The 22,887-nt window shown below is 54.4% G+C and carries 19 protein-coding genes and 3 pseudogenes; 10 read left to right on the top strand and 12 right to left on the bottom strand.

The window, feature by feature from the left end; all coding sequences use genetic code 11:
* Nucleotides 1-95: 95 nt before the first annotated feature.
* Complete coding sequence (locus tag B5D52_RS01625; RefSeq protein WP_162608121.1) at nt 96-422, bottom strand: tautomerase family protein; 327 nt, start codon at nt 420-422, stop codon at nt 96-98.
* Between the two features lie 253 nt (nt 423-675).
* Here B5D52_RS01625 and B5D52_RS01620 point away from each other — a divergent pair, with 253 nt between their 5' ends.
* Entirely contained in the window at nt 676-1,617 is a 942-nt protein-coding gene (locus B5D52_RS01620; protein ID WP_159446496.1) for an alpha/beta fold hydrolase, read from the top strand.
* On the top strand, nt 1,598-1,909 hold the full coding sequence (locus B5D52_RS01615; RefSeq protein WP_016147692.1) for a YbjQ family protein: 312 nt from the start codon (nt 1,598-1,600) through the stop codon (nt 1,907-1,909). The genes B5D52_RS01620 and B5D52_RS01615 overlap by 20 nt, the downstream gene beginning before the upstream one ends.
* Nucleotides 1,910-1,949: 40 nt before the next feature.
* Here the strand turns inward: B5D52_RS01615 and rpe are convergent, their stop codons facing one another.
* Nucleotides 1,950-2,633, bottom strand: a complete 684-nt coding sequence (gene rpe, locus B5D52_RS01610; protein WP_016147693.1) for a ribulose-phosphate 3-epimerase — start codon at nt 2,631-2,633, stop codon at nt 1,950-1,952.
* A 331-nt stretch (nt 2,634-2,964) separates the two neighbouring features.
* Between rpe and B5D52_RS01605 the strand changes: the two genes are divergently transcribed.
* Nucleotides 2,965-6,693 (top strand): phosphoribosylformylglycinamidine synthase, encoded by a 3,729-nt coding sequence (locus B5D52_RS01605; RefSeq protein ID WP_016147694.1) that lies wholly within the window; start codon nt 2,965-2,967, stop codon nt 6,691-6,693.
* Between the two features lie 199 nt (nt 6,694-6,892).
* On the opposite strand, the gene B5D52_RS01600 is transcribed toward B5D52_RS01605, so the two are convergent.
* Nucleotides 6,893-8,359 carry an HAD family hydrolase gene (locus tag B5D52_RS01600; protein WP_016147695.1) on the bottom strand — a complete coding sequence of 489 codons (1,467 nt, stop codon included), beginning with the start codon at nt 8,357-8,359 and terminating at the stop codon, nt 6,893-6,895.
* A 305-nt stretch (nt 8,360-8,664) separates the two neighbouring features.
* On the opposite strand from B5D52_RS01600, the gene B5D52_RS01595 reads away from it, so the two are divergent.
* Nucleotides 8,665-9,066: a DUF3783 domain-containing protein gene (locus B5D52_RS01595; RefSeq protein WP_016147696.1), complete on the top strand. Its 402-nt coding sequence runs from the start codon at nt 8,665-8,667 to the stop codon at nt 9,064-9,066.
* Between the two features lie 46 nt (nt 9,067-9,112).
* On the opposite strand, the gene B5D52_RS01590 is transcribed toward B5D52_RS01595, so the two are convergent.
* From B5D52_RS01590 to B5D52_RS16300, 4 genes are all read right to left on the bottom strand, one after another.
* Nucleotides 9,113-10,114, bottom strand: a complete 1,002-nt coding sequence (locus B5D52_RS01590; RefSeq protein WP_016147697.1) for an ABC transporter permease — start codon at nt 10,112-10,114, stop codon at nt 9,113-9,115.
* Nucleotides 10,107-11,612 carry a sugar ABC transporter ATP-binding protein gene (locus B5D52_RS01585; protein WP_016147698.1) on the bottom strand — a complete coding sequence of 502 codons (1,506 nt, stop codon included), beginning with the start codon at nt 11,610-11,612 and terminating at the stop codon, nt 10,107-10,109. Before B5D52_RS01585 ends, B5D52_RS01590 begins: the two co-directional genes overlap by 8 nt.
* A gap of 222 nt (nt 11,613-11,834) precedes the next feature.
* Entirely contained in the window at nt 11,835-12,860 is a 1,026-nt protein-coding gene (locus B5D52_RS01580; protein ID WP_016147699.1) for a sugar ABC transporter substrate-binding protein, read from the bottom strand.
* Between the two features lie 203 nt (nt 12,861-13,063).
* Nucleotides 13,064-13,273, bottom strand: coding sequence for a hypothetical protein (locus B5D52_RS16300; RefSeq protein ID WP_143287734.1), 210 nt, complete (start codon nt 13,271-13,273; stop codon nt 13,064-13,066).
* A gap of 103 nt (nt 13,274-13,376) precedes the next feature.
* Between B5D52_RS16300 and B5D52_RS01575 the strand changes: the two genes are divergently transcribed.
* The 3 genes from B5D52_RS01575 to B5D52_RS01565 all read left to right on the top strand — a co-directional run bounded on the left by B5D52_RS01575 (nt 13,377) and on the right by B5D52_RS01565 (nt 15,830).
* The gene (locus tag B5D52_RS01575; protein ID WP_016147700.1) at nt 13,377-14,306 is read left to right on the top strand and encodes a sugar phosphate isomerase/epimerase family protein; all 930 of its coding nucleotides are present in this window, start codon (nt 13,377-13,379) and stop codon (nt 14,304-14,306) included.
* A 207-nt stretch (nt 14,307-14,513) separates the two neighbouring features.
* The gene (locus tag B5D52_RS01570; protein WP_016147701.1) at nt 14,514-15,515 is read left to right on the top strand and encodes a Gfo/Idh/MocA family protein; all 1,002 of its coding nucleotides are present in this window, start codon (nt 14,514-14,516) and stop codon (nt 15,513-15,515) included.
* A 15-nt stretch (nt 15,516-15,530) separates the two neighbouring features.
* Nucleotides 15,531-15,830, top strand: a complete 300-nt coding sequence (locus B5D52_RS01565; RefSeq protein ID WP_016147702.1) for a hypothetical protein — start codon at nt 15,531-15,533, stop codon at nt 15,828-15,830.
* Nucleotides 15,831-15,879: 49 nt separating this feature from the next.
* Here B5D52_RS01565 and B5D52_RS01560 read toward each other — a convergent pair whose 3' ends face one another.
* Entirely contained in the window at nt 15,880-16,500 is a 621-nt protein-coding gene (locus B5D52_RS01560; RefSeq protein ID WP_016147703.1) for an NAD(P)H-hydrate epimerase, read from the bottom strand.
* 150 nt (nt 16,501-16,650) lie between these two features.
* On the opposite strand from B5D52_RS01560, the gene B5D52_RS01555 reads away from it, so the two are divergent.
* Both B5D52_RS01555 and B5D52_RS01550 read left to right on the top strand, forming a co-directional pair.
* A complete protein-coding gene (locus B5D52_RS01555; RefSeq protein ID WP_016147704.1) occupies nt 16,651-17,082 on the top strand; it encodes a hypothetical protein in 432 nt (143 codons plus the stop codon).
* Nucleotides 17,083-17,285: 203 nt separating this feature from the next.
* Nucleotides 17,286-18,773: a DUF1846 domain-containing protein gene (locus tag B5D52_RS01550; RefSeq protein ID WP_016147705.1), complete on the top strand. Its 1,488-nt coding sequence runs from the start codon at nt 17,286-17,288 to the stop codon at nt 18,771-18,773.
* A 70-nt stretch (nt 18,774-18,843) separates the two neighbouring features.
* Here the strand turns inward: B5D52_RS01550 and B5D52_RS01545 are convergent, their stop codons facing one another.
* The 4 genes and pseudogenes from B5D52_RS01545 to B5D52_RS16800 all read right to left on the bottom strand — a co-directional run.
* Entirely contained in the window at nt 18,844-19,191 is a 348-nt protein-coding gene (locus tag B5D52_RS01545; RefSeq protein WP_016147706.1) for a TIGR04076 family protein, read from the bottom strand.
* A 23-nt stretch (nt 19,192-19,214) separates the two neighbouring features.
* A pseudogene (locus B5D52_RS16810) lies at nt 19,215-19,442 on the bottom strand (ABC transporter C-terminal domain-containing protein); the annotation flags it as partial.
* Nucleotides 19,443-19,778: 336 nt separating this feature from the next.
* Nucleotides 19,779-20,102 (bottom strand): annotated as a pseudogene (locus tag B5D52_RS16805) (ATP-binding cassette domain-containing protein); the annotation flags it as partial.
* A 171-nt stretch (nt 20,103-20,273) separates the two neighbouring features.
* A pseudogene (locus B5D52_RS16800) lies at nt 20,274-20,969 on the bottom strand (ATP-binding cassette domain-containing protein); the annotation flags it as partial.
* A gap of 271 nt (nt 20,970-21,240) precedes the next feature.
* Between B5D52_RS16800 and B5D52_RS01535 the strand changes: the two are divergent.
* Nucleotides 21,241-22,842, top strand: a complete 1,602-nt coding sequence (locus tag B5D52_RS01535) for a mannitol dehydrogenase family protein (RefSeq protein WP_016147708.1) — start codon at nt 21,241-21,243, stop codon at nt 22,840-22,842.
* Nucleotides 22,843-22,887 lie beyond the last annotated feature (45 nt).

The following is a 22,887-nucleotide window of genomic DNA, read 5'->3' as shown; positions in this document are numbered from 1 at the left end:
AAGAAGCGCGTCCGCAGACGCGCAATCCTAAAACAAACAAAAAGAGCGCAGCAAGTTGATGCCGCGCTCTTTTTATATCATATACTCGGATATTCTCACTTCATACTTCCCTTGGTTCCCCAAGTGTCGTACTCTCCCCACGACAGATAAACGTCATCCGCCGTCAGACCGGTTTCCTTCTCCATCAGCTCAAAGACTGCCTCGGTAAACGCCTTCTTGTTTTCAAACTCCGCAGTCTTATAGCAGCGCACGTCGACAAACGCAAGATCGCGCTTCTCTCCGGCAAAATACATGGTGTGTCCCTCGGAAAAATCCACCATCAGCGCCTTCTCACTCTTACCCGGAATCAGGCTGATCTTTTCTCCCAGACCACTCTTGATTGCATCCTTCTGCTGGTCACTCAGCTTCTTTGTCAGATTCACACAAATATACGGCATATTTTTTGTTCACCTCGTCGTGTAGATTTACCTCTATTATACCTTTTTACCCAACGACACGCAAATCTTTTTGAATCATTTGTAAATCTTTTTCATCAATACAGGACGAACGCATACTTTTGTGCTATGATAGACACACGGACATTGTATATCCGCATTTTGGAAACCGAAGGACTGAAGCACGATGGATATTAAGTGTACGCAAAATATTTTTAAAAGTTCAAACGGTCGATCCAACGTGGCGTACTATATCCTGATGCCCGAAGGCGTAGAACTGCGCGGCATTGTACAGATCTCCCACGGCATGTGCGAGTACTTCTCGCGCTATACCGTGTTCGCAAAATATCTGTGCTCGCTCGGATTCATCGTCTGCGGCAATGATCACATTGGTCACGGCGCATCTGCTGCCCGCTCGACCGAACTCGGATTTTTCGCTGTACGGGACGGCTGGAGCTTCCTCACCGAGGACATGAAAACCCTGACCGATATCATGCAGACCCGTTTTCCCGACCTTCCCTATTTCGTACTCGGTCACTCGATGGGCTCGCTCATTACCCGCCTTTACCTGACCGAAGTCGGAGACCGCCTCACCGGCTGTATCCTCAGCGGTACTGCCGGCCCCAATCCCTTCGCACGCACCGGCGTGCGTCTGGCAAATTCGGTCGCCCACTCCAAGGGCATGACCTATCGCTCGGCGTTTCTCTCCAATCTCGCATTCAAAAGCTATAACCGCCGCATTCCTGACCCGCAAACGACGTTCGACTGGCTCAGCCGTGACAAGAATATCGTCCAGATGTTCCAGTCGGACGCAAAATGCAACTTTGTGTTCACTGCGGCCGGATTCCGCGACTTATTCACCCTGGTCGAGCGTGCAAACTCCTCCAAGTGTTTTAAGTCCACCCCGCACGACCTGCCGCTGCTTCTGATCTCGGGCGACCGCGATCCGGTCGGCGGATACGGAGAGGGTGTGCGCCGGGTGGCGCGGCTGTATCAGGCTGCCGGACAAAAAGATCTGGATGTCATCTTTTATAAGGATGGCCGCCACGAGATTCTGAACGAAACCAATCACCTGGATGTCTTTGGAGATATCTCCCGCTGGCTGGAAAAGCACCTGCAATCTGCCGAGGCATCCGCGCCCGAAACAGAGGAGGATACCCCAGATGTTGACTGTGACGATTGAACAGTTACCCGATCAGCCGTTTACCGTACTCGGTATGGTGCGCGGCAGCACGGTACAGTGCAAGAACTTTGGCCGCGACTTTATGGCAGGCCTCAAAAACCTGGTCGGCGGCGAGATGGAAGGATACACCGAACTGATGAACGAGGCGCGTGATATCGCAACACAGCGCATGGAAGAACAAGCCGCGCGTCTGGGTGCCGATGCCATCATCGGCGTGCGCTACAACTCTTCCGAGATCGCACAGGGCGCTGCCGAGGTCATGGCCTACGGCACCGCAATCAAATTCCGTTAAAAAAAGACGCTCATACGAGCGTCTTTTTTCTTGTCCTATTTTACTTGGTCCACTGCGCCTTTGCTGCACCTTTCTCAAACTTCTCGAGGAAGCCCTTGACATTGGCCGCAATGTCGCCGCCAAAGACTGCCGAACCGGCTACGATGACATCGGCACCAGCTTCGATGCACTCGACCACGTTGTTCTGCTTAACGCCGCCGTCGATCTCCAGCTCGCACTGATAGCCGCCGTCCTGAATGGCCTTGCGCAGCGCACGAATCTTGTCCATGCACTCGGGAATGAAGCCCTGACCGCCAAAGCCCGGCTCTACCGTCATCAGCAGGATCATATCGCACTCAGGCAGCAGCTCGATTGCGGTCTCAACCGGCGTTGCCGGCTTGATGACGCATGCTGCCTTGATGCCAGCCGCACGAATCTTGCGCAGCTGCTCACGGGTGTCACCGTTTGCCTCACAGTGCACGGTAATAATATCCGAACCTGCCTTGATAAAATCGTCCAGATACTTGTCCGGGTCGGAAATCATCAGATGTACGTCGAGCACTGCGTCGGTCGCCTTGCGCAGCGACTTGACCACCGGTGCACCAATGGTGATATTGGGTACAAAATGGCCGTCCATAACGTCTACGTGTACATACTCCGCGCCTGCGTCTACTGCGACCTTAATGTCACGCTCGAGGTTTGCGAAGTCCGCCGACAAGATGGACGGAGAAAGCTTGATCTTCATGGGAATATTCCTCCTTTGTATGCTCCGGTCTGACAGCCTGTGCGCGTGCGCCCGACTGTCCCGGTAACCGCCTGTCGGCGGTCGCTCTCCTGCGATTCGGGTCTTCTCCCCCAAATCGCTCATATCCTTTGATTAAATTATACACGATTCCGGCGTAATTTCAACGACGTTTCGTCAGATTATCGCTTGCGCCATGCCCCCGGTTCGGGGTATGATATTAGTATGAATTTCCGCTGTTTCCCGTAATTTTTTGGTTATTTAACCAATATCGACACGGCCTCAAACGGCGGAAGCCCGAACAAAATCCACTTTTTGCATGAAGGAGTCCGAAATGGCAGTTTATCGTTGTTATTCCGAGAAGCGTCCCGGCTTTGACGTCGAGGCGCACGGTCTGTTTGACAGCCTGCACAATCTTCTGGAGATCGAAGCCCTGACCGGCGTGCGCTATCTGTGCCGCTATGATGTCGAGGGCGTGGACGAGGCAATCTATGCCAAGGCCAAGAACATCGTATTCTCCGAGCCGATGGCCGACGTGTGCTACGACGAGACGTTCCCCGCGTCCGAGGGTGCGCACACCGTTCTGGCTGTCGAGCCCCTGCCCGGTCAGTTCGACCAGCGCGCCGATTCCTGCGCACAGTGCATCCAGCTGATGGCTCAGGGCGAGCGTCCGGTCGTCGCTGCCGCAAAGGTCTATGTGCTCGAGGGCGAGCTGTCGGATGCTGATCTGGACAAGATCCGCGGTTACCTCATCAACCCCGTCGAAGCCCGCGAGGCATCGATGGACAAGCCCGAGACCCTGCATGCTGTTTACGAGATCCCGACCGAGGTCGCATCGGTCGAGGGCTTCATCCACATGGATACCGCTGCCCTGGACGAGATGCAGAAGTCCCTCGGTCTTGCGATGGATCTCGACGACCTGACCTTCCTCCAAACCTACTTCCGCGACGAGGAGCACCGTGACCCGACCATCACCGAAGTACGCATGGTCGACACCTACTGGTCTGACCACTGCCGCCACACCACCTTCCTCACCCAGATCGACAACGTGACCTTTGAAGATCCGATGGTACAGGAAGCTTACGACCGCTATATGGCTGCCCGCGTCGAAGTATACGGCGAAGAAAAGGCTGCAAAGCGTCCGGTCACCCTCATGGACATCGCAACCGCTGCCGCAAAGGTACTCAAAAAGCGCGGCTACCTCAAGAACCTCGACGAGTCCGAGGAGATCAACGCCTGCTCGATCAAGGTTACCGTTCAGGTGGACGGCAAGCCCGAGGAATGGCTGCTCATGTTCAAGAACGAGACCCACAACCATCCGACCGAGATCGAACCCTTCGGCGGTGCGGCTACCTGCCTTGGCGGCGCCATCCGTGACCCGCTGTCCGGTCGTTCCTATGTCTATCAGGCAATGCGCGTAACCGGTGCCGGTGACCCGACCGTTCCGCTGTCCGAGACCCTCCCCCACAAGCTGCCCCAGCGCAAGCTGTGCACCACGGCTGCCGCTGGTTACTCCTCTTACGGCAACCAGATTGGCCTTGCAACCGGCCTGGTACACGAGTTCTACCATCCGGGCTATGTTGCAAAGCGCATGGAGATCGGCGCGGTTGTCGGCGCGGCTCCGATCGAGAACGTCATCCGTGAAGTACCCGAGCCGGGCGATATCGTCATCCTGCTCGGCGGTAAGACCGGCCGCGATGGCTGCGGCGGTGCAACCGGTTCGTCCAAGAAGCACACCGAGGCTTCCCTCGAGACCTGCGGTGCAGAAGTTCAGAAGGGCAACCCGCCCGAGGAGCGCAAGCTGCAGCGTCTGTTCCGTGACCCTAAGGTTACCCGCATGATTCGCCGCTGCAACGACTTTGGTGCTGGTGGTGTATCGGTTGCCATCGGTGAGCTGGCTGACGGTCTGGACATCGACCTCAACGCAGTACCCAAGAAGTACGACGGTCTGGACGGCACCGAGCTGGCCATCTCCGAGTCTCAGGAGCGTATGGCTGTCGTTGTCCGCGCCAAGGACGTAGACGCCTTCATCGCTGCCGCTGCACGCGAAAATCTGGAGGCTGTCGTCGTCGCAAAGGTCACCGACCTCAATCGTCTGCGCATGACCTGGAACGGCAAGATGATCGCGGACGTTTCCCGTGACTTCCTTAACACCAACGGCTGTGCAAAGCATGCCGATGCCATTGTTCCCGCAATGCCCATCCCGGACGCTGCAAACCTGCCCGACGGCGACACCCCGCGTGAGAAGATCCTGCATCAGATGTCCTCACTCGGTATCTGTCTGGAGCGCGGCCTGACCGAGCGCTTTGACGGCTCGATCGGTGCAAACTCCGTCTTTATGCCCTTCGGCGGCAAGAACCAGCTGACCCCGGCACAGGTCATGGCAGCTACCCTGCCTGCACTGAACGGTCAGTGCTCGACCGCTTCCGTTATGGCCTTCGGCTTCGATCCCTACTACACCGAGCAGAACCCCTTCCTTGGCGCTTCTGCTGCCGTTGTTGAGTCGGTTGCCAAGCTGGTTGCTGCTGGCTGCGACTACAAGACCGCTTATCTGACCTTCCAGGAATACTTCGAGCGTCTGGGCCGCGATCCGCACCGCTTCGGCAAGCCGCTATCCGCCCTGCTCGGTGCATATAAGGCACAGGAAGAGCTGTGTCTGGCTGCAATCGGTGGTAAGGACTCCATGTCCGGTTCGTTCGATGATATGGACGTTCCGCCCACGCTGGTTTCCTTCGCAATTGCACCCGAAGAGGCAACCAACCTGATCTCGCCCGAGTTCAAGGCAGCTGGTCATCCGGTCTACCTGTTCGACGCACCTTACACCCCGGACGGTGCACCCGATTATCAGGCCATCAAGCCCATCTGGGAGGAGATCACCGACCTCATCCATTCCGGCAAGATCGTATCTGCTTGGGCGCTGTCGGTCGGCGGTGTATCCGAGGCTGTCTGCAAGATGACCATTGGCAACGACATCGGTTTTGCATTTGACGATATGTTCCCGAGCGAAGCACTCTTCCTCAAGAACTTCGGCGGTCTGGTCGTCGAGGCAACCGAGGAACTGCCCGCTTACTGGAAGATCGGTACCACCATCGCACAGCCCGAAATCGTACTGGGCACCGAGACCATCACTTTGGGTGAGCTCAAGAACGCGCTGGAAGGCACGCTGGAGTCGGTATTCCCGACCAAGGCACCGGCTTCCGACGACAAGCTGCACACCATTTCCTACACCGAGCGCAATGTTGCAGCACCGGCAGTTAAGTCCGCAAAGCCCCTCGCGGTCATTCCGGTCTTCCCGGGTACCAACTGCGAGTACGACACTGCTAAGGCAGTCGAAAACGCAGGCGGCGCAGCTGAGATCATCGTTGTCCGCAACTTCTCTGCCGACGCACTGGCACAGTCTGCTGCACAGCTGGAAGAAGCCATCCGCCGTGCACAAATGGTCATTATCCCCGGTGGTTTCTCGGGCGGTGACGAGCCCGACGGTTCGGGTAAGTTCATCGCTTCCTTCCTGCGTAACCCCGGCATCAAGGACGCAGTACACGAGCTGCTGCGCAAGCGTGACGGCCTGATGCTCGGTATCTGCAACGGCTTCCAGGCACTGATCAAGCTGGGTCTGGTTCCCTACGGCGAAATCCGTGATCTGGACGAGACCTGCCCGACCCTGACCTTCAACCTCATCGGCCGCCATCAGTCGAGCTACGTCACCACGCGCGTTGCATCGGTCAAGAGTCCGTGGCTGTCCTCCTGCCAGGTCGGTGACCTGCACTCCATCGCTATCTCCCACGGCGAGGGCCGCTTCGTAGCGCCGCAGGCTGAGATCGAGCGTCTGGAGGCAAACGGTCAGATCGCATTCCAGTACACCGATCTTGCAGGCAATCCGTCCATGGATATCGCATTCAACCCCAACGGCTCCATGTGCGCAATCGAGGGTATCACCTCGCCTGACGGTCGTGTCCTCGGTAAGATGGGTCACACCGAGCGCTTCAGCCCGTATGTGGGTAAGAATATCTACGGCGAGAAGTACCAGCCCATCTTTGAAAACGGCGTGAAGTACTTTAAGTAAGACTGTTTTCCCGTAAAAAAACGAAAACAACCGATTTTGTCGATTGTTGTAAGATTTTATAGTACAAGAGGACACTTTCACAAGTGTCCTCTTGTTTTCTCTCATTCACAATCATCATACGCCAACATGAAAAGGGACAGACTTTCGTCTGTCCCTTTTGCTCACTAACTTACCAATCACATGGTACGTTTCACGAAATTTAGCTTGCCGGACGAACCAGAACTTCTTCGGTCTCGCCGAGCATAATCGACTTCTCGCTCGGACGCAGTTCACCGGTATTCTCGTCACGACCCTGGAGTACAAACTTTGCATCTGCCTGACCGATGGTCTTAGATGCCTCTACCGAGCCTTCCCAAATCGGATCGCTGGGCTTGCGGTAACGGTTGAAGATAACGCCGAGCTGGGTGTCGCCTTCGTCCATCCAATCGGTCATCATGTTCCAGTCACCTGCGCTGTCGCCAAAGACCATCAGCGGGCCTGCGCCGGCATACTTGGGAGCGATGAAATTGGTGATGATCGTGCTCTTGCCAGGGCCCTGGGTCTGCGCATATTTGCCTTCGCCGCCCCAATCGTAATCATACTCATTGATGTAAACGCCGTTCTCGTCGAGCTTGTTGCGCATTGCAAAGATATGGTCTTCCGGTACGTCATAGCCCATTACCTTGCTTGCTGCAAGCACGGTATCAATCGGAGATGCCGAGACGATGTAAACGTCAATGCCGTTTGCCATCAGGGTATGATACAGGTCGAGCAGTTCATCGGTGAAGGTCAGGCCGGTTACGAAGCTAACCGACAGGACACCAGACTGACCCGGCTGTTCAATAGGCGAAGTCCAAGTTTCCTCTGCATAGCGGCCATAGTTTGCCCAATAGGTGTGCGATGCCGTTGCCAGCTTCTGTACTTCATCCGGCGTCATACCGGTGAACAGGTAGGTAACCCACGGATAGGATACTGCATGGTCAAAGTTGTCACCGATCGAGCTGTACATATAGCGCAACTTTGCCGCGAAATCCTGATACTGATTGGTTGCATGGATGTACGACAGATCCTTAGTACCCTTCATTCCCTTGTAATTTTCATACAGCCAGGTGTAATCGCTCGTGATATCTGCAATCAGCGTCTCGGGCGTTACGGTCTTGCCGTCCAGGCTCTTGCCCAGTTCCTTCTTGAGGTCGGGAATACCGGTTGCCAGTACGTCGGGCAGCTGCTCCGGGGTCATCTTGAATTCCAGGTTCTCAATCTGATAAACCAGAAGCGCTTCCTGAATATCGAAAATAACCGAAGTGTTATCGAAATCAAATACGACGTACTTACCCTTGTTGGCATTTGCATCGATTACAGCCTGAATGCGTGCACGCGTTGCAGGTGCCCAGTTGCCCTGAATCAGCTTGGTTGCATCTGCCTTGTACGAGCTGGTGGAATCAATGGAGATAGTCGAGCTTGCTGCATCCCAAGACAGACCAAAATCAAGGATTTCTGCCAGATCGCGCAGCTTGTAATAGTTGCTGCCGTCGATCTCGTAGCCTTGTACCGCTGCTGGCTGCTTGTCAACCGTGACCTTTGCCGTTGCAGCCTTGTCCGCTGCAAACGCTGTGGTCAGTGACGTCATGGCTAGTGCGGCGCCCAATCCCAGGGCAGCGAGTCTGCGCATTCTCTTGTCACTCATCAATGTTTCCTCCTTTTTTACATCTGGATGTACTTCCCGTCCACAGAGGACGACAACATAAAAAGCAGACATATTTCCTCAGCTGCTTTTCGGATACCTAATGATATCACCGGCAACCAAAAAAGGCAAGCATTTTGTCTATTTTCAGCAAAAAGACAAGTTTATCGCGTCAATTTTATGTATATTGTACATAGTTTCCGCGTTTTTTGTTACACTTCTCTGCATAAACTTTCGCTGCCTCTTGTCACAGCCAAAAGCATACGCTATACTAAAATCATCTACATATTGAAAAGGAGGAAATTTTGATGAAACACCCAAACCGCGCGACCGTTTTGTGCTGTAATCTGAACGGCACCAAAGCTGCCAAAATCAAGATGGCTGCGGTCAAACTGGGACTGCGCATCCATACGGTATCGCCGGATGAATTTACGCTTCCGCTCGGTCGTCTGGTCGGTCTGCCCGCATACGCCGACGCTGAACCGCTGGAAGGGGAACTCTTTACGCAGGAAATGCTGATCTTCCATAATTTTACCGAGCCGCAGCTCGATGCCTTTCTGGCGGAGATCCGCCGTGCAGGCGGCGTGCGCCTCAAGGCGGTCGTTACCCCAACCAATGCGTCCTGGTGTATCAGTGCGCTCTACCACGAGCTGGAAGCCGAACACGCGGCAATCCAGCAGCAGCGTCAGGCACACGACGAAAACAAATAAAAAAAGAAGCGCTTCGGCGCTTCTTTTTTTATTTGCAAGTATGAACTTACTTTGCGGAGTTTGCAGCTGCCATACGACGAGCCTTAGCCTCCATACGCTCACGGGTAACGTCCATCAGGACTGCCAGGATGATAACCAGGCCGAGTACCAGGTTCTGGAGCGCAGTATCAAAAGACAGCAGAGTGAAGCCGTTACGCAGAACACCGATGATCAGAACGCCGACCATAGTACCTGCCATGGTGCCCTTGCCGCCCATGAAGGATGCGCCGCCGATGATGCAGGCTGCGATTGCGTCGGTATCGTACGGCTGGATTGCTGCGGCACCATTACAGATACCAGAACGACCGGTGGTATAAACACCAGCAATTGCCGCCATCAGACCGGAGAAGGTGTAGCAGAAAGTCAGAACGTTTGCGGAGTTGATACCGGACAGACGAGCTGCTTCCGGGTTACCGCCAACACAGTAGATCGAACGACCCAGAGTCGTCTTGGTCAGGAAAATGTGCATTACAATGTACAGAATGATAACAAAAATAAATGCAATCGGGAAACCACCGACATCCGAACCACCGAACCAAGCCGTAGTCTCCGGGAAGCCCGAAACGATCTGAGAACTGGTAACCAACAGAGCAGCGCCCCACAGAACGTTCTTCATACCCAGAGTAGAAACGAAGGGATGAGGCAGATGCAGGCGGGTGAGCAGCAGGCCGTTGATCAGGCCGATTGCAGTACCAGCAACCAGTGCAACGATAACCATAACAACGCCATTATCTGTAATACCCTTCTGTAGCAGCATGCCCATCAGGCACGAGCAGAAAATTGCGTTTGCACCAACCGAAAGCTCAATGCCAGCAGTAATCAAACAGAGCAGCATACCAACCGAAACAAATGCATTAAATGTGCACTGTTTGAAAATACTCATAATATTGTTATAATTCAAGAAGTTCGGCGAAGCAATTGCCAGAATCACACACAGAACTACCAGTGCAGCCAGGGTACCAAGCGATACACCATTGCCGCCTTTTTTCTTTGTCATCGTCTTAGCCATCTAATGTTCCTCCCCATGCAGCCTTCATGATATCTTCCTGATTGAAATGTTTGCTGTCTCGGTCAACCGTCGCCATAACCTTACCGCCGCGCATAACGACAACGCGGTCGCTCATGCCCAGGATCTCGGGCATTTCCGAAGAGATCATAATGACGCACTTGCCGGCCTTGACCAGGCTGTTCATGACGTTATATACTTCGACCTTTGCACCGACGTCAATACCACGAGTCGGCTCGTCAAAGATAAAGATGTCTGCGTCCGCATTCAGCCACTTACCGATAACAACCTTCTGCTGGTTACCACCAGACAGCTGACCAACGATCTCATCGATCGACGGGGTCTTGATGCGCAGGGACTTGATGTGTTCCTGACCAGACTCTACGATCTTCTTCTCGTTCAGGAAGGGACCATTACAAAAACGCTTCATGTTTGCAAGGATCAGATTGGTACGAATGGTCTGTGCCAGAACCAGACCCTGACCCTTACGATCCTCGGTGAGGAACGCAATGCCATTGTTGATGGCCTGACGCGGATTCTTAATGCTGACTTCCTTGCCATGGATGTAAACCTTGCCGCCATCAATCGGATCTGCACCGAAGATCGCGCGCATGGTCTCGGTACGGCCGGCACCAACCAGGCCCGCAAAGCCCAGAATCTGTCCGCCGTATGCCTCAAAGTCAACACCAAAGAGTACGCCGCCCTCCTGCAGGTTCTCAACCTTCAGAACCGGCTCGGCACTCTTCTGACCGAACTCCTTGGGGAACTGATTGTCCAGGCTGCGGCCTACCATTGCGGTAATCAGCGAGTCATTGTCCCAATCCTTGGTGTCTCGGGTCTCGATGAACTCACCGTCACGGATAACGGTAACACGGTCACACAGCTCGAACAGCTCTTCCAGCTTATGAGAAACGAACACGATGCCGATGCCGCGTGCCTTCAGGTCACGGCAGGTCTTCATCAGCTGTTCGACTTCCTTCTCGCCGAGGGACGAAGTAGGCTCGTCCATGATAATCATCTTCGCATCGATCAGGACTGCCTTTGCAATCTCAATCATCTGCTGAACGCCCATACCGAAGGTACCCGCCGGCTTGTGCGGATCGATGTCCTGGCCCAGAGACGCCATGACTTCCTTTGCCTTCTTATGCATGGTGGGATAGTCAAGCAGACCACCCTTTTTGATCCACTTGTTGATAAAAATGTTGTCGGTAATGCTCAGAAGGGGCTCGATGTTCAGCTCCTGGTATACGCAAGCGATACCTGCAGCAGCGGACTCGTTGGGGTCCTTGAACTTTTTGAGCTGGCCTTCTACATAGATTTCGCCTTCATCAGGCTGGTGTACACCAGTGAGCACCTTGATCAGCGTGGATTTACCCGCGCCATTCTCACCGATCAGACCCAGAATCTCACCGGGCTTGACGTTGAGGTGCATGTTTTTCAGTGCGACGACGCCAGGGAAAAGCTTCACCGCATTTTTCAATTCTACTACATATTCACTCATCGATTCATCACCTGTTCTTCTCCGAGATGGGGGTGCGGAGCAAATTCTCGAAAATCGCTCTCGGCGCGATCTTAACCGTCCCCTTTACTGGACACGGCTGTCGCTCCGTCCATAGAAGTTTTTCAGGAAGCAGACATAAAACTCCCGCCCCAGCCCTCAGGCCCAGGGCGGGAGTGCTCTCTCTAATTAACTGTCGAGAAAAAGTGTGTACGCTGGATTAAATTATGCCAGGTAGCCCTTCAGGGTGTCCATGCGCTCCTGAGCGTTGTCCAGAGTTACAACGTCTGCACCAGAGTCGATGAAGTCCGGGATATCGGTAGCGCCGTCGAGCTTCTGTACAACAGCCTCAACAGACTTGTAACCCATCTCGTAGCCCTGCTGTGCAACAGACATGGTCAGCTCGCCCTTCAGGATGGACTGACATGCAGCCTGGATGCCGTCAAAACCGAGGTAAATGGTGTTTGCATAGTTCGGGTTTGCCTTACCGGTACGAGCAGCTGCCATAGCCATATCATCGTTGTTTGCACAGATGATTGCGATGCCGTCCGGGAACTTCTGCATGATTGCTTCCATGCAGTTTACAGCCTTATCAGCGGTAGCCTCAGCGTACTGGGTCTCTTCCTCGAGGAAGTCGCCGCCAGCCTCTTCGATACCAGCCATGTAACCAGCCTTACGAGCCTCGTTGGTGGAGTCGCCCTGTACACCGCAAATCTCGATTGCCTTAATCTCTTCCCAGCCAGCAGCCTTTGCAGCTTCTACTGCAGCAGCGCCGCCCAGCTTACCAGCTGCTTCGTTACCGGTACCAACGAAAGTGAAGACTTCGGGAGCATCGATATCGGTGTCAACTGCTGCGATCGGCTTAGTCTGGCCCGCAATCTTAGTCTTAACCATATCAGCCTGCAGCGGAGCAATAACAAAGCCATCATTGGAGGCATTGCTCAGTTCGGTCTCAATCATGCCCAACTGCTCATCATAAGCAGTCTCAGAGGAAGCGCCCTTAACTTCAACTTTTACATTCGGATGATCCTTGCCGTAAGCCTCAGCACCAGCCTTTACATAACCCCAGTACTCGGAAGCGGTGGTCTTCAGGATGACGCTAATGTTGTAGTTGCCGTCGCCAGCCTCAGCGGTGGAGGTGTCAGCGCTCTCAGAGCCCTTGGTGTCCTCAGTCGTGGTACCGCCGCAAGCTGCCAGAGACAGAGCCATAGAACCGACCAGCGCTGCTGCCATTAACTTCTTCACTTTCATAATGCAAACCTCTCTTTTCTTCACGCGCCCCGCTTTTGTGCGGAACGCTAAATTTACCCCTGTGAAATACACAGGTCATTGTCTATATTTTAAGTCCTCCACCGGACGCTGTCAAGGAGATTGTGCACTATTGTAAGTATGCTTAATTTTCGATTCTGACTTTGTGGAATTCGATTAAGAAATTTACAATTCCGATTTATTTTTTATGTGCCTTGTGCCTTTTCTCTTTTCTTCTCGGCAATCTCAATAAATTTTTGAATATATTTTGATGTTCTTTGTATTGTTCTCTGTGTCTTTTGTTGTGACCTTTCTGCTTGCATTTTTGTCACCCCTGCTCTAAAATAAAAAAGACAACACACAATTCTGCGTTTTTTCGCCTCACTTCCCCAACAATCACCATTTTCATTGTGCAAGTTGCACATTAACGTTTCATTTTTTTTGTACTCTTTGACTGACGTCATTTCGTACAAAGACAAATTGCACAAAATACTTCAGACAGAAATGAGGAATATGACCATGAAACTCGGTATTAAGACCTGCACCCTGGATATGCCCTACGAAGAAATGCTTGACTTCTGTGTGCGTGAACGCATTTCCTGCCTGGAAATCGGCACAGGCAACTGGTCAAGCGCCCCGCACATCGATCTTGACACGGTCGTTTCGAACAAATCTGCACGCACAAAATGGTACGACGCGATGCGCTCGCGCGGCCTGTCTCTGTGTGCACTCAACTGCTCGGGCAATCCCCTTGCATATAAGAAGGATATGGAAGTCACCCAGAAAACCTTCCAGCTCGCTGAGCAGCTCGGTATCCATAAGATTGTTATGATGAGCGGTCTGCCTGCCGGCTGCCCGGGTGACCGCACCCCGGTTTGGGTCACGACCTCCTGGCCGCCCGAGACACAGGACATCCTGCGTTATCAGTGGGAGGAAGTCGCCATCCCCATGTGGCGCGACATCGTGCGCATGGCTGCCGACTGCGGCATTGAAAAGATTGCACTGGAAAACCACGGCATGCAGCTGGTATACAATCCGGAAACCTGCCTGCGTCTGCGCGAAGCAGTGGGCAGCGACCTGATCGGTATGAACCTTGACCCCTCACACCTGTTCTGGATGGGCGGCGATCCCATGGAAGCCGCGCGTGTACTTGGTGAAGCCGGTGCACTCTATCACGTCCACGGCAAGGACTCCCGCATGGAGCGCCGTCTGATCGGCCCGAACGGTGTACTCGACACCAAGGGCATCAATGATTTTGCAAAGCGTTCGTGGAATTATGTCGCTGTCGGCGCCGGTCACGGCGTACAGTGGTGGCAGGAATTTTTCTCGGTCGTTCGCATGTGCGGCTACGACGATGTGGTCGCGCTCGAGATGGAAGATCTGACCATGTCCATGCTCGACGGTCACATCGCTTCGCTCCGTGCCCTGCGTGAGGCACTTGTGCTTTAAACAAAATTGCACATTGCACACTCTAAGCTGCCTTTTCTGCCGTTCTACACCCCATCCTTTGCCTAAAAATACGCCCGGAATTTTGGTTAAGCTTCCGATTTTACACGAAAAACATTGACCAGAGCGCACAAGTTGCGTATCATTAAGTAAGAGAGTCAACCAACTGTATCAGTTGGAAAAAAACGCTGGAAAGGACGTTGAAATCTCATGTTAAATATTGGTGTTATTGGCTGCGGCGCCATTGGCCGCGATCACATCCGCCGTCTGCATGACCTGGTACCGGGTGCAGAAGTTGTTGCTTGCGCGGATTATTTCCAGGAGGCTGCTGACAAGGTTGCAGCACAGTATGGCATTCGTGCATACGCATCTGGCGAAGAGCTGATTGCCGCTCCCGAAGTACAGGCGATCCTGATCACTTCTTCTGACGACTCCCACGCTGGCTATGTCCTCGAGGGTCTGAAGCATGGCAAGTACATCTTCTGCGAGAAGCCCCTGGCTCTGAACGCAGCTGACTGCGAGAAGATCATTGAGGCTGAGCTCAAGCATGGCAAGCGCCTGGTACAGGTCGGCTTCATGCGCCGCTACGACCGTGGCTACGCTGAGATGAAGCGCATCATCGAGTCCGGTGAGCTGGGTGCTCCCCTGATGATCCATGCATGCCATCGTAACGTTTCCCAGGGCCCGGGCTTCAAGACCGAGATGGGTATCACCAACGTTGCAATCCATGAGCTGGACATCTGCCGCTGGCTGCTGGGCGACGAGTACAAGAGCGCACAGGTTCTGAAGGTTCGTCAGAGCTCGCTGAGCAACAAGGGTTACGATAACCCGCAGATCGTTCTGCTCGAGACCCAGAACGGCTGCCGCATCGACGTTGAGGTACAGGTTGCTGACGGCTACGGCTACGACATCCAGTGCCAGGTTGTCTGCGAGAAGGGTACCATCAACCTGCCCGATCCGTACGCAGTTGTTAAGCGTGCAAACGCAACCCGCAGCTTCCCGATCCTGACCGACTGGAAGGATCGCTTCATCGAAGCTTACGACATCGAGATGACCGAGTGGGTTAAGTCCGTTGAGAACGGCAAGCTGACCGGCCCGTCCTCTTGGGATGGCTATGTTGCTTGTGTTGCAGGCGATGCCCTCAACAACTCCCGCGGTAAGGGCGTATTTCTCCCGGTTGAGACCATCGAGAAGCCCGAGCTGTACCGCTAATCGTACACATTATTTATGCAGATCGATAACAACCCGCTGGCCATCCAGCAGAATGAGCTCGATCAGCAGGGCAAAAAGCAGGAAGCGTATGAAATGAAGATGGAATTTCTCCGTCAGGTACGCGAATCCGGCGATCACTGCCCATGCAAGGAAGCCTGTCCCCATCACGGCAACTGCTTTGAATGCGTGACCATTCACCGTGGTCATCGCGATCACTTGCCGATGTGCATGTGGGATATGGTCAATGAGCGTTTGGCCGCGCTGTCCCACATGACCGAGGGCACGCTGCGCCAGTATGAGGACGAGCATGAATAAGCATTAAAAAACCGCCCATTCGGGCGGTTTTTTTTCTTGTCTTTATGGCTTACTTAATGCCGATGTCTGCAACATGGGTCAGGCCGCAATTTGCCTTGGCCAGACTGTGCGCCGGCTTTTCGGCATGCAGCGCGATGGTGTGATCGGCCATCGCGGCACCGACAGCCAGTTCCCCGGTGTCCGCGTTGACACCGCTGGGCAGGTCGATGGCAAATACCATACCGAACGAACGGCACAGCATGGTGGTCGCTGCGCGTGCCACGTCGGACAGTTCTCCGTGGAAACCAGTGCCATACACCGCATCAATTGCAGCGTCTGCATCGAAAATCCAGTTGATCTGATCCATTTGCAGCTCCTCGATCGGCCAGATCGGGGTCTTTTCGTCCAGCTTTGCAAAGTTCGCCCGCGCCTGCTCGCTCTTGGGCTCACCCTCGACCAGAATGACCGCTGCACGCACACCGCGCTCGCGCAGATAACGCGCTGCAACCAGTCCGTCGCCGCCATTGTTACCCTTGCCGACAAAAATCGCTGCTGTGCGCAGTACCGGCTGCTTCTCCTGCACGAAGTCTGCCACCGCACGGCCTGCATTCTCCATCATCTGTTCGTAGCTCAGGCCGCCCTCGGCTGCCTTGCGCTCAATTTCCTTCATCTCGGCTGCTGTTACCGTCATAGCTCCAATGCTCCTTATCACATCGTTTCTGTTTGGTTTAGTATACCGCACCCGCGAAAAAATCGCAAGCGTGCTCATCTATGCTTGACAGCCATTCGGAATACCCTACAATAAATATATACTCATGCTGCGTACCAAAGGGGTGATAACATGAAACGTCGTGTCATAACCATCGTGCTGGCCGTTCTGGTTTTGATTCTCTTATTTGTCCCATGCTCATTTACCCTGTTTACCAGCGAACAGACACTGACGCAGCCCAGCGGCTGCACACTGCGTGAACACAATCAGGGTGCTTCCCTCATTCCGATCGAGCTTTCTGCCGAGCAAGCCGCAGACGTAGGACAAACGCTTCGCGATATGACCTTGCATTTCCGTGGTCTGACCCGCCGCATCACGTCCGAACCGCCCGCAACCTTATACGAACTGTCTCTCTGGCACGAAGATGACCAAACTTTTACCGTCTGGGTCGATCGCAAACATCTTTATCTTCCCTTGCGTGCAGGATTCTTCGTCTGTTTTTCTCCTGCATCCGGTACGGATACGTTATTTTCAGCTCTTTCCCGTCTGCATGCCGCCGCATAACTTTTTGGCCGTCCCCTGTCGGACGGTCTTTTTGTGTCCTGCAACGGGCACAATCACGATTTTTGCACAGTTTTTCCGGCTGAATTTTTCCATGTAAATTTACCGGACAGCCGTTGTAAAACCCGGAAAAAGTCTTTATAATTTATGATGTATGTAAATTTATCGGATCGAGTAACCGTTATATAGAAGGAAGGGCCTAGATTATGAACAAAATTGGATTCGACAACGACAAATATCTGTCCATGCAGTCCGAACACATCAAAAAGCGCATCGCACAGTTCGGCGGCAAGCTCTATCTGGAGTTCGGCGGCAAGCTGTTCGACGACTACCACGCTTCCCGCGTTCTGCCCGGCTTCGCACCCGACAGCAAGGTGCGCATGCTCGCGCAGATGGCCGACCAGGCCGAAATCGTCATCGCCATCTCGGCTGGCGACATCGAGAAGAACAAAGTCCGCTCGGATCTGGGCATTACCTATGATGTCGATGTACTGCGTCTGATCGACGCATTCCGCGGCATCGGTCTGTATGTCGGTTCGGTCGTCATCACCCAGTACGCAGGTCAGGCTGCTGCCGATGCGTTCAAACGCCGTCTGATCGCACTGGGCGTCAAGGTCTACACCCACTACCCCATCGCAGGCTATCCGAGCAACGTACAGCTCATCGTCTCCGACGAGGGCTACGGCAAGAACGAGTACATCGAGACTTCCCGTCCGCTCGTTGTCATCACCGCTCCCGGCCCTGGCTCGGGCAAGATGGCAACCTGCCTGTCCCAGCTCTACCACGAGTACAAGCGCGGTATCTCGGCTGGCTACGCGAAGTTCGAGACCTTCCCCATCTGGAACCTGCCCCTCAAGCATCCGGTCAACCTCGCTTACGAGGCTGCAACCGCTGACCTCAACGATGTCAACATGATCGACCCCTTCCACCTCGAAACCTACGGCGTGACCACGGTCAACTACAACCGTGACGTTGAGATCTTCCCGGTCGTCAACGCAATCTTTGAGAAGATCGCAGGCGAAAGCCCCTACCACTCTCCCACCGACATGGGCGTCAACATGGCCGGCAAGTGCATCATCGACGACGATGCTTGCCGTGAGGCATCCTGCCAGGAGATCATTCGCCGCTATTATCAGGCGCTGTGCGACAAGCGCGACGGCCGCAGCGACGATACTGCCATTCACAAGCTCGAACTGCTCATGCAGCAGGCTAAGGTCTCCATCGAAGACCGCCCGGTTGTTTCCGCAGCGCTCAAGCGCTCGGAGGAGACCGACGGCAATCCGGCTGCTGCCATCGAGCTGCCTGACGGCACGATCGTGACCGGCAAGACTTCGTCCCTGCTCGGCGCGTCCTCGGCTGCGCTCATCAACGCACTCAAGCACCTGGCACACATTCCGGACAACCTGCCGCTGCTGCCCGCGCTCATCATCGAGCCCATCCAGCAGCTCAAGACCCAGGGTCTGGGCAACCACAACCCGCGCCTGCACACCGACGAAGTGCTGATTGCGCTGTCCATCTCGGCAACCACCAACCCGGTCGCAAAGCTTGCACTCGATCACCTGTCCGGTCTGCGCGGCTGTGAGGTACACTCCTCGGTCATTCTGGCTCAGGTAGACGACAACGTCTTCAAGAAGCTGGGCATGAACCTGACCTGCGAGCCCGTTCATCAGACCAAGAAGCTCTATCACAAGTAATTTCACAAAAAGTAAGCGCTCAGAGCACCGAATCCGGTGTCCTGAGCGCTTTTTGTTTGATATGGGGCAGTTATTCCAGAAATTTGCCTTTATAAAAGTTTTTCTTTCCGGTTTTTTGTGCGGTCAGACGAAAGATCACACAGCCGTCCGGACATACAATGGTTTTGCTGTACGTACCATCGCCGCCGACGTTCTGCAAATCGCCGCCGCTGCGCACCGCTTCCATCAGGGGAAACAGCATCAGCATGGTCTTAGAGCAGATCCCCTGTCCGTCTGCATTGACCGGACAGCCATACGTACAGGTATACCGATCACCAATTTCTTCGCCGTTGCGGCAATAGTGTTCGGTCTGTGTGCCACGCAGAAAGCCTGTGACTTCCACCGTGAACACATATTCCTCATCGTACCATTTTTTCATAAACCTTGCTCCGCCCCTTTCTTTTACGCCTTTTCGTTCTGCGCCGCGATCTTTTCCGCCAGTTCGTTCAGATAGACCCAGCGCTCCATTTTATATTCCTGCTGACGCTCCAGCTCTTCCTTCTGCGCGAGCAATTCCTGCAATTTGACGTAATCGTTAGCCGCACTCGCGATTTGCTGTTCGCACGTCTCAATCTTTGCAGCCAGCTGCTCAAGTTCCTCGTCGATGTGGTCGAACTCTCGCTGCTCGTTGAATGAGAATTTGAGCTTTTGCGGTTTGTTTGCCGGTTTCTGTGCCTTCTCGGTCTTTTCGGTCTTGACCCGCTCGGCTTTTTCCGCCGGGACGCGCTTGTCCAGATAATCGGAGAAATTGCCGGTATACTGGCGTACCTCGCCGCCGCGGCAGACCTCGAAAATCGAGTGCGCGATCTTATCCAGAAAATAGCGGTCATGGGATACCGCGAGCACGATGCCCGGGAAGGATTCCAGATAATCTTCCAGAATGGTCAGCGTTTCTACGTCCAAGTCGTTGGTCGGCTCGTCGAGCAGCAGGACGTTGGGCGCTTCCATCAGCACTGACAGCAGATACAGACGGCGCTTTTCACCGCCCGACAGCTTACCGATGAACTGATGCTGCAAGTCGCCCGAAAACAGGAACTTTTCCAGCATCTGCGAAGCCGTGAACGTACCTTCCGGGGTCTCGATGCGGTTTGAGATATCGCGAATCCAGTCGATGACCCTTGCATTCGGGTCAAGTTCGCGTCCCTCCTGCGAGAAGACACCCAAACGGACGGTCTGACCGGTTTCCACCGTACCGCTGTCTGGCTGGACACGTCCGGCGATGAGGTTTAGCAGAGTCGTTTTGCCCGCACCGTTGACACCGACCACGCCGATGCGATCATCGCGGGACAGAATGTAGGAAAAGTCCGAGATCACCGTCTGGCCGCCATATACTTTGGTGACGTGGTCAAGCTCGATGGTCTTGCGTCCCAGTCTCCCGGAAAGTGCGGACATCTGCACCCGCTCGCGCTCGACCGGCGCGTCCTGATCGCGCAGCGCCTCATAGCGCTCGATGCGGTCACGGCTCTTGGTACCGCGTGCGCGTGCGCCGCGCATGATCCACTGGTATTCCCGGCGCAGAATGGCCTGCCGTTTGCGTTCGCCTGCCTGCTCCATCTCCAATCGCTCGGCTTTCAGTTCGAGATAACGTGCGTAGTTGGCCTCATAGCTGTACAGCACGCCGTCCTCCAGCTCGACAATGCGATTGACCACGCGATCGAGGAAGTAACGGTCATGGGTAATCAGAATCAGGCCGCCGTGGAAGCGAATGAGGTAATCTTCCAGCCATGCCGCCATCTCCATATCCAGATGGTTGGTCGGCTCGTCCAAGATCAATAGATCAGACGGGTGAATCAGTGCGGATGCCAGTGCCACGCGCTTGCGCTGACCGCCGGACAGCGTGCCGATCTTCTGGTCATGGTCATTCAGTCCCAAACGGGTCAGCATGGTGCGCGCTTCATACTCTGCGACCGTGCGGTATTCGCTCGGCAGATCGCGGAACACCTGCTCTAACACGGTTGCGTCCGCGTCCATGTCCGGGTTCTGCGGCATGTACGACACCTGTACATTGGGAAATACCTGCACCGTACCGCTGTCCGGCTCCTCTGCACGCGCCAAAACGCGCAGCAACGTGGATTTTCCCGTACCGTTGATGCCAATGATACCCACCTTGTCCCCGGTATCCAGATAAAGGGAAGCGTCCCGGATAAGGCGCTTCATCCCGTAATTTTTTTCAATATGCTCGGCTGCTAAAAGCATAGTACAACTCCTTTCCGTGCACGCTCATTATACCACAGCCCGGTTAAAATTTGAATGCAAAACCCTCATTCCCGCCTCTGTCCCGGAATTTACCCAAAAGTTCATCCATTTTTTTGCGATGAACCAGAATTTTTTGCCGAAATGCACAAAACCCACTAGCATATAGATGGGATATTTGCTATAATAAATGTACCATGACAATCATATATGCAAAAAGGATTGGTGAAAATATATGAAATTAAATCTGGAGAGTTTGGAGAACAAACTGGCCTGGGAAAGCTACCGCATGCCGCAGTATGACATTCCCGCAATGGCAGCGCGCACCAAAGCCGCTCCGACCTGGCTGCATTTTGGCGCTGGCAGCATGTTCCGCGCATTTCCGGCCGTTCTGGCACAGCGTATGCTGACCGCTGGTCTGACCGATACCGGTATCATCTGCTGTGAGGCGTATGACGAGGAACTCATCGACGCTTGCTATCGCGCACACGACAACCTGTCGCTTGCTGTAACCCTGTACGCAGACGGCCGCCTGAAGAAGGAAGTCGTCGGCTCGATTGCTGAGGCGCTGACTCTCGGTACCGACTACGACCGTGTCGCTGAAATCTTTGCCGCTCCTTCCTTACAGATGGTTTCTTTCACCATCACCGAGAAGGCTTATCCGCTGCGCGACAACGATAAGAACCTCTATCCCGATGTCGCACACGACATGGAGAACGGCCCCAAGGGCACCCAGAGCCTGATCGGCCGCGTCATCTCGCTGTGCCTGCACCGTATGCACACCTGCGGCAAGCCCATCGCACTGGTATCGATGGATAACTGCCAGAACAACAGCATGCGTCTGCGCTGGTCGATGATGGAAATTGCCTATGCCTGGAAGGCAGCAGGTCTCATTGACGACGCAGAGCTGTCTTACCTGTCCGAGCAGGTTGCATTCCCGATCACCATGATCGACAAGATTACGCCCCATCCCGATCCCAAGATCGCCGAGCACCTGGCTGCTGACGGTCTGGAAGGCATGACTCCCTGTGTCACCGCTAAGGGCACCATATACGCACCCTTTGTCAATACCGAACAACCGCAGTACCTGCTGATCGAGGACAACTTCCCGGTTGGTCATCCGCCGCTTGAGCAGCTCGGCGTCATCTTCACCCGCAGCGACATCGTGCTCAAGACCGCAATGATGAAGGCCTGCACCTGCTTAAACCCCAACGACACCACCCTCGCAGTTTACGGCTGCCTGCTGGGCTACACCAAGATCAGCGACGAGATGCAGGACAAGGATCTTGTTAACCTCATCACCCGCATGAGCGAGATCGAGGCAATGCCCATGGTTTCCGACCCCGGCGTTCTCGACCCGCACGAGTACCTGCATGAGGCACTGGCTGTACGCTATCCCAACCCCTTCATGCCCGACACCCCGCAGCGTATCGCAACCGATACCTCGCAAAAGCTGGCAACCCGTTTCGGTGTCACGCTGCAAGGCTACTACGATTCCCCCCTGCCCAAGTATCGCGTCTGCAAGCTCAAGTACCTGCCGCTGGCACTGGCTGGCTGGCTGCGCTACCTGATCGGTGTGGATGACAAGGGTGAGGCCTTTGAACTGAGCCCCGACCCCAACCTGAAAATGCTGCAGAAGCATCTGGAAGGCATCAAGCTGGGTACCGAGAAGGTCACCGAGGCACAGCTCTACCCGATTCTGTCCTCCAAGCCCATTTTCGGCGTCAACCTGTACGAGGTTGGTGTGGCTGAAAAGGTCACCGAGTATTTCCGCGAACTGATTGCAGGTCCGGGCGCTGTCCGTCAGACCCTGCACAAGTACTGCGGCGACAACTAAATCTTATCTGCAACGCAAAAGACCGCTCGAATACGAGCGGTCTTT

The sequence above is a fragment of the Butyricicoccus pullicaecorum DSM 23266 genome (assembly GCF_900167005.1).
In the GTDB taxonomy this organism is placed as follows: Bacteria; Bacillota; Clostridia; order Oscillospirales; family Butyricicoccaceae; genus Butyricicoccus; species Butyricicoccus pullicaecorum.
This window is presented reverse-complemented; position numbering and strand designations above follow the sequence as displayed.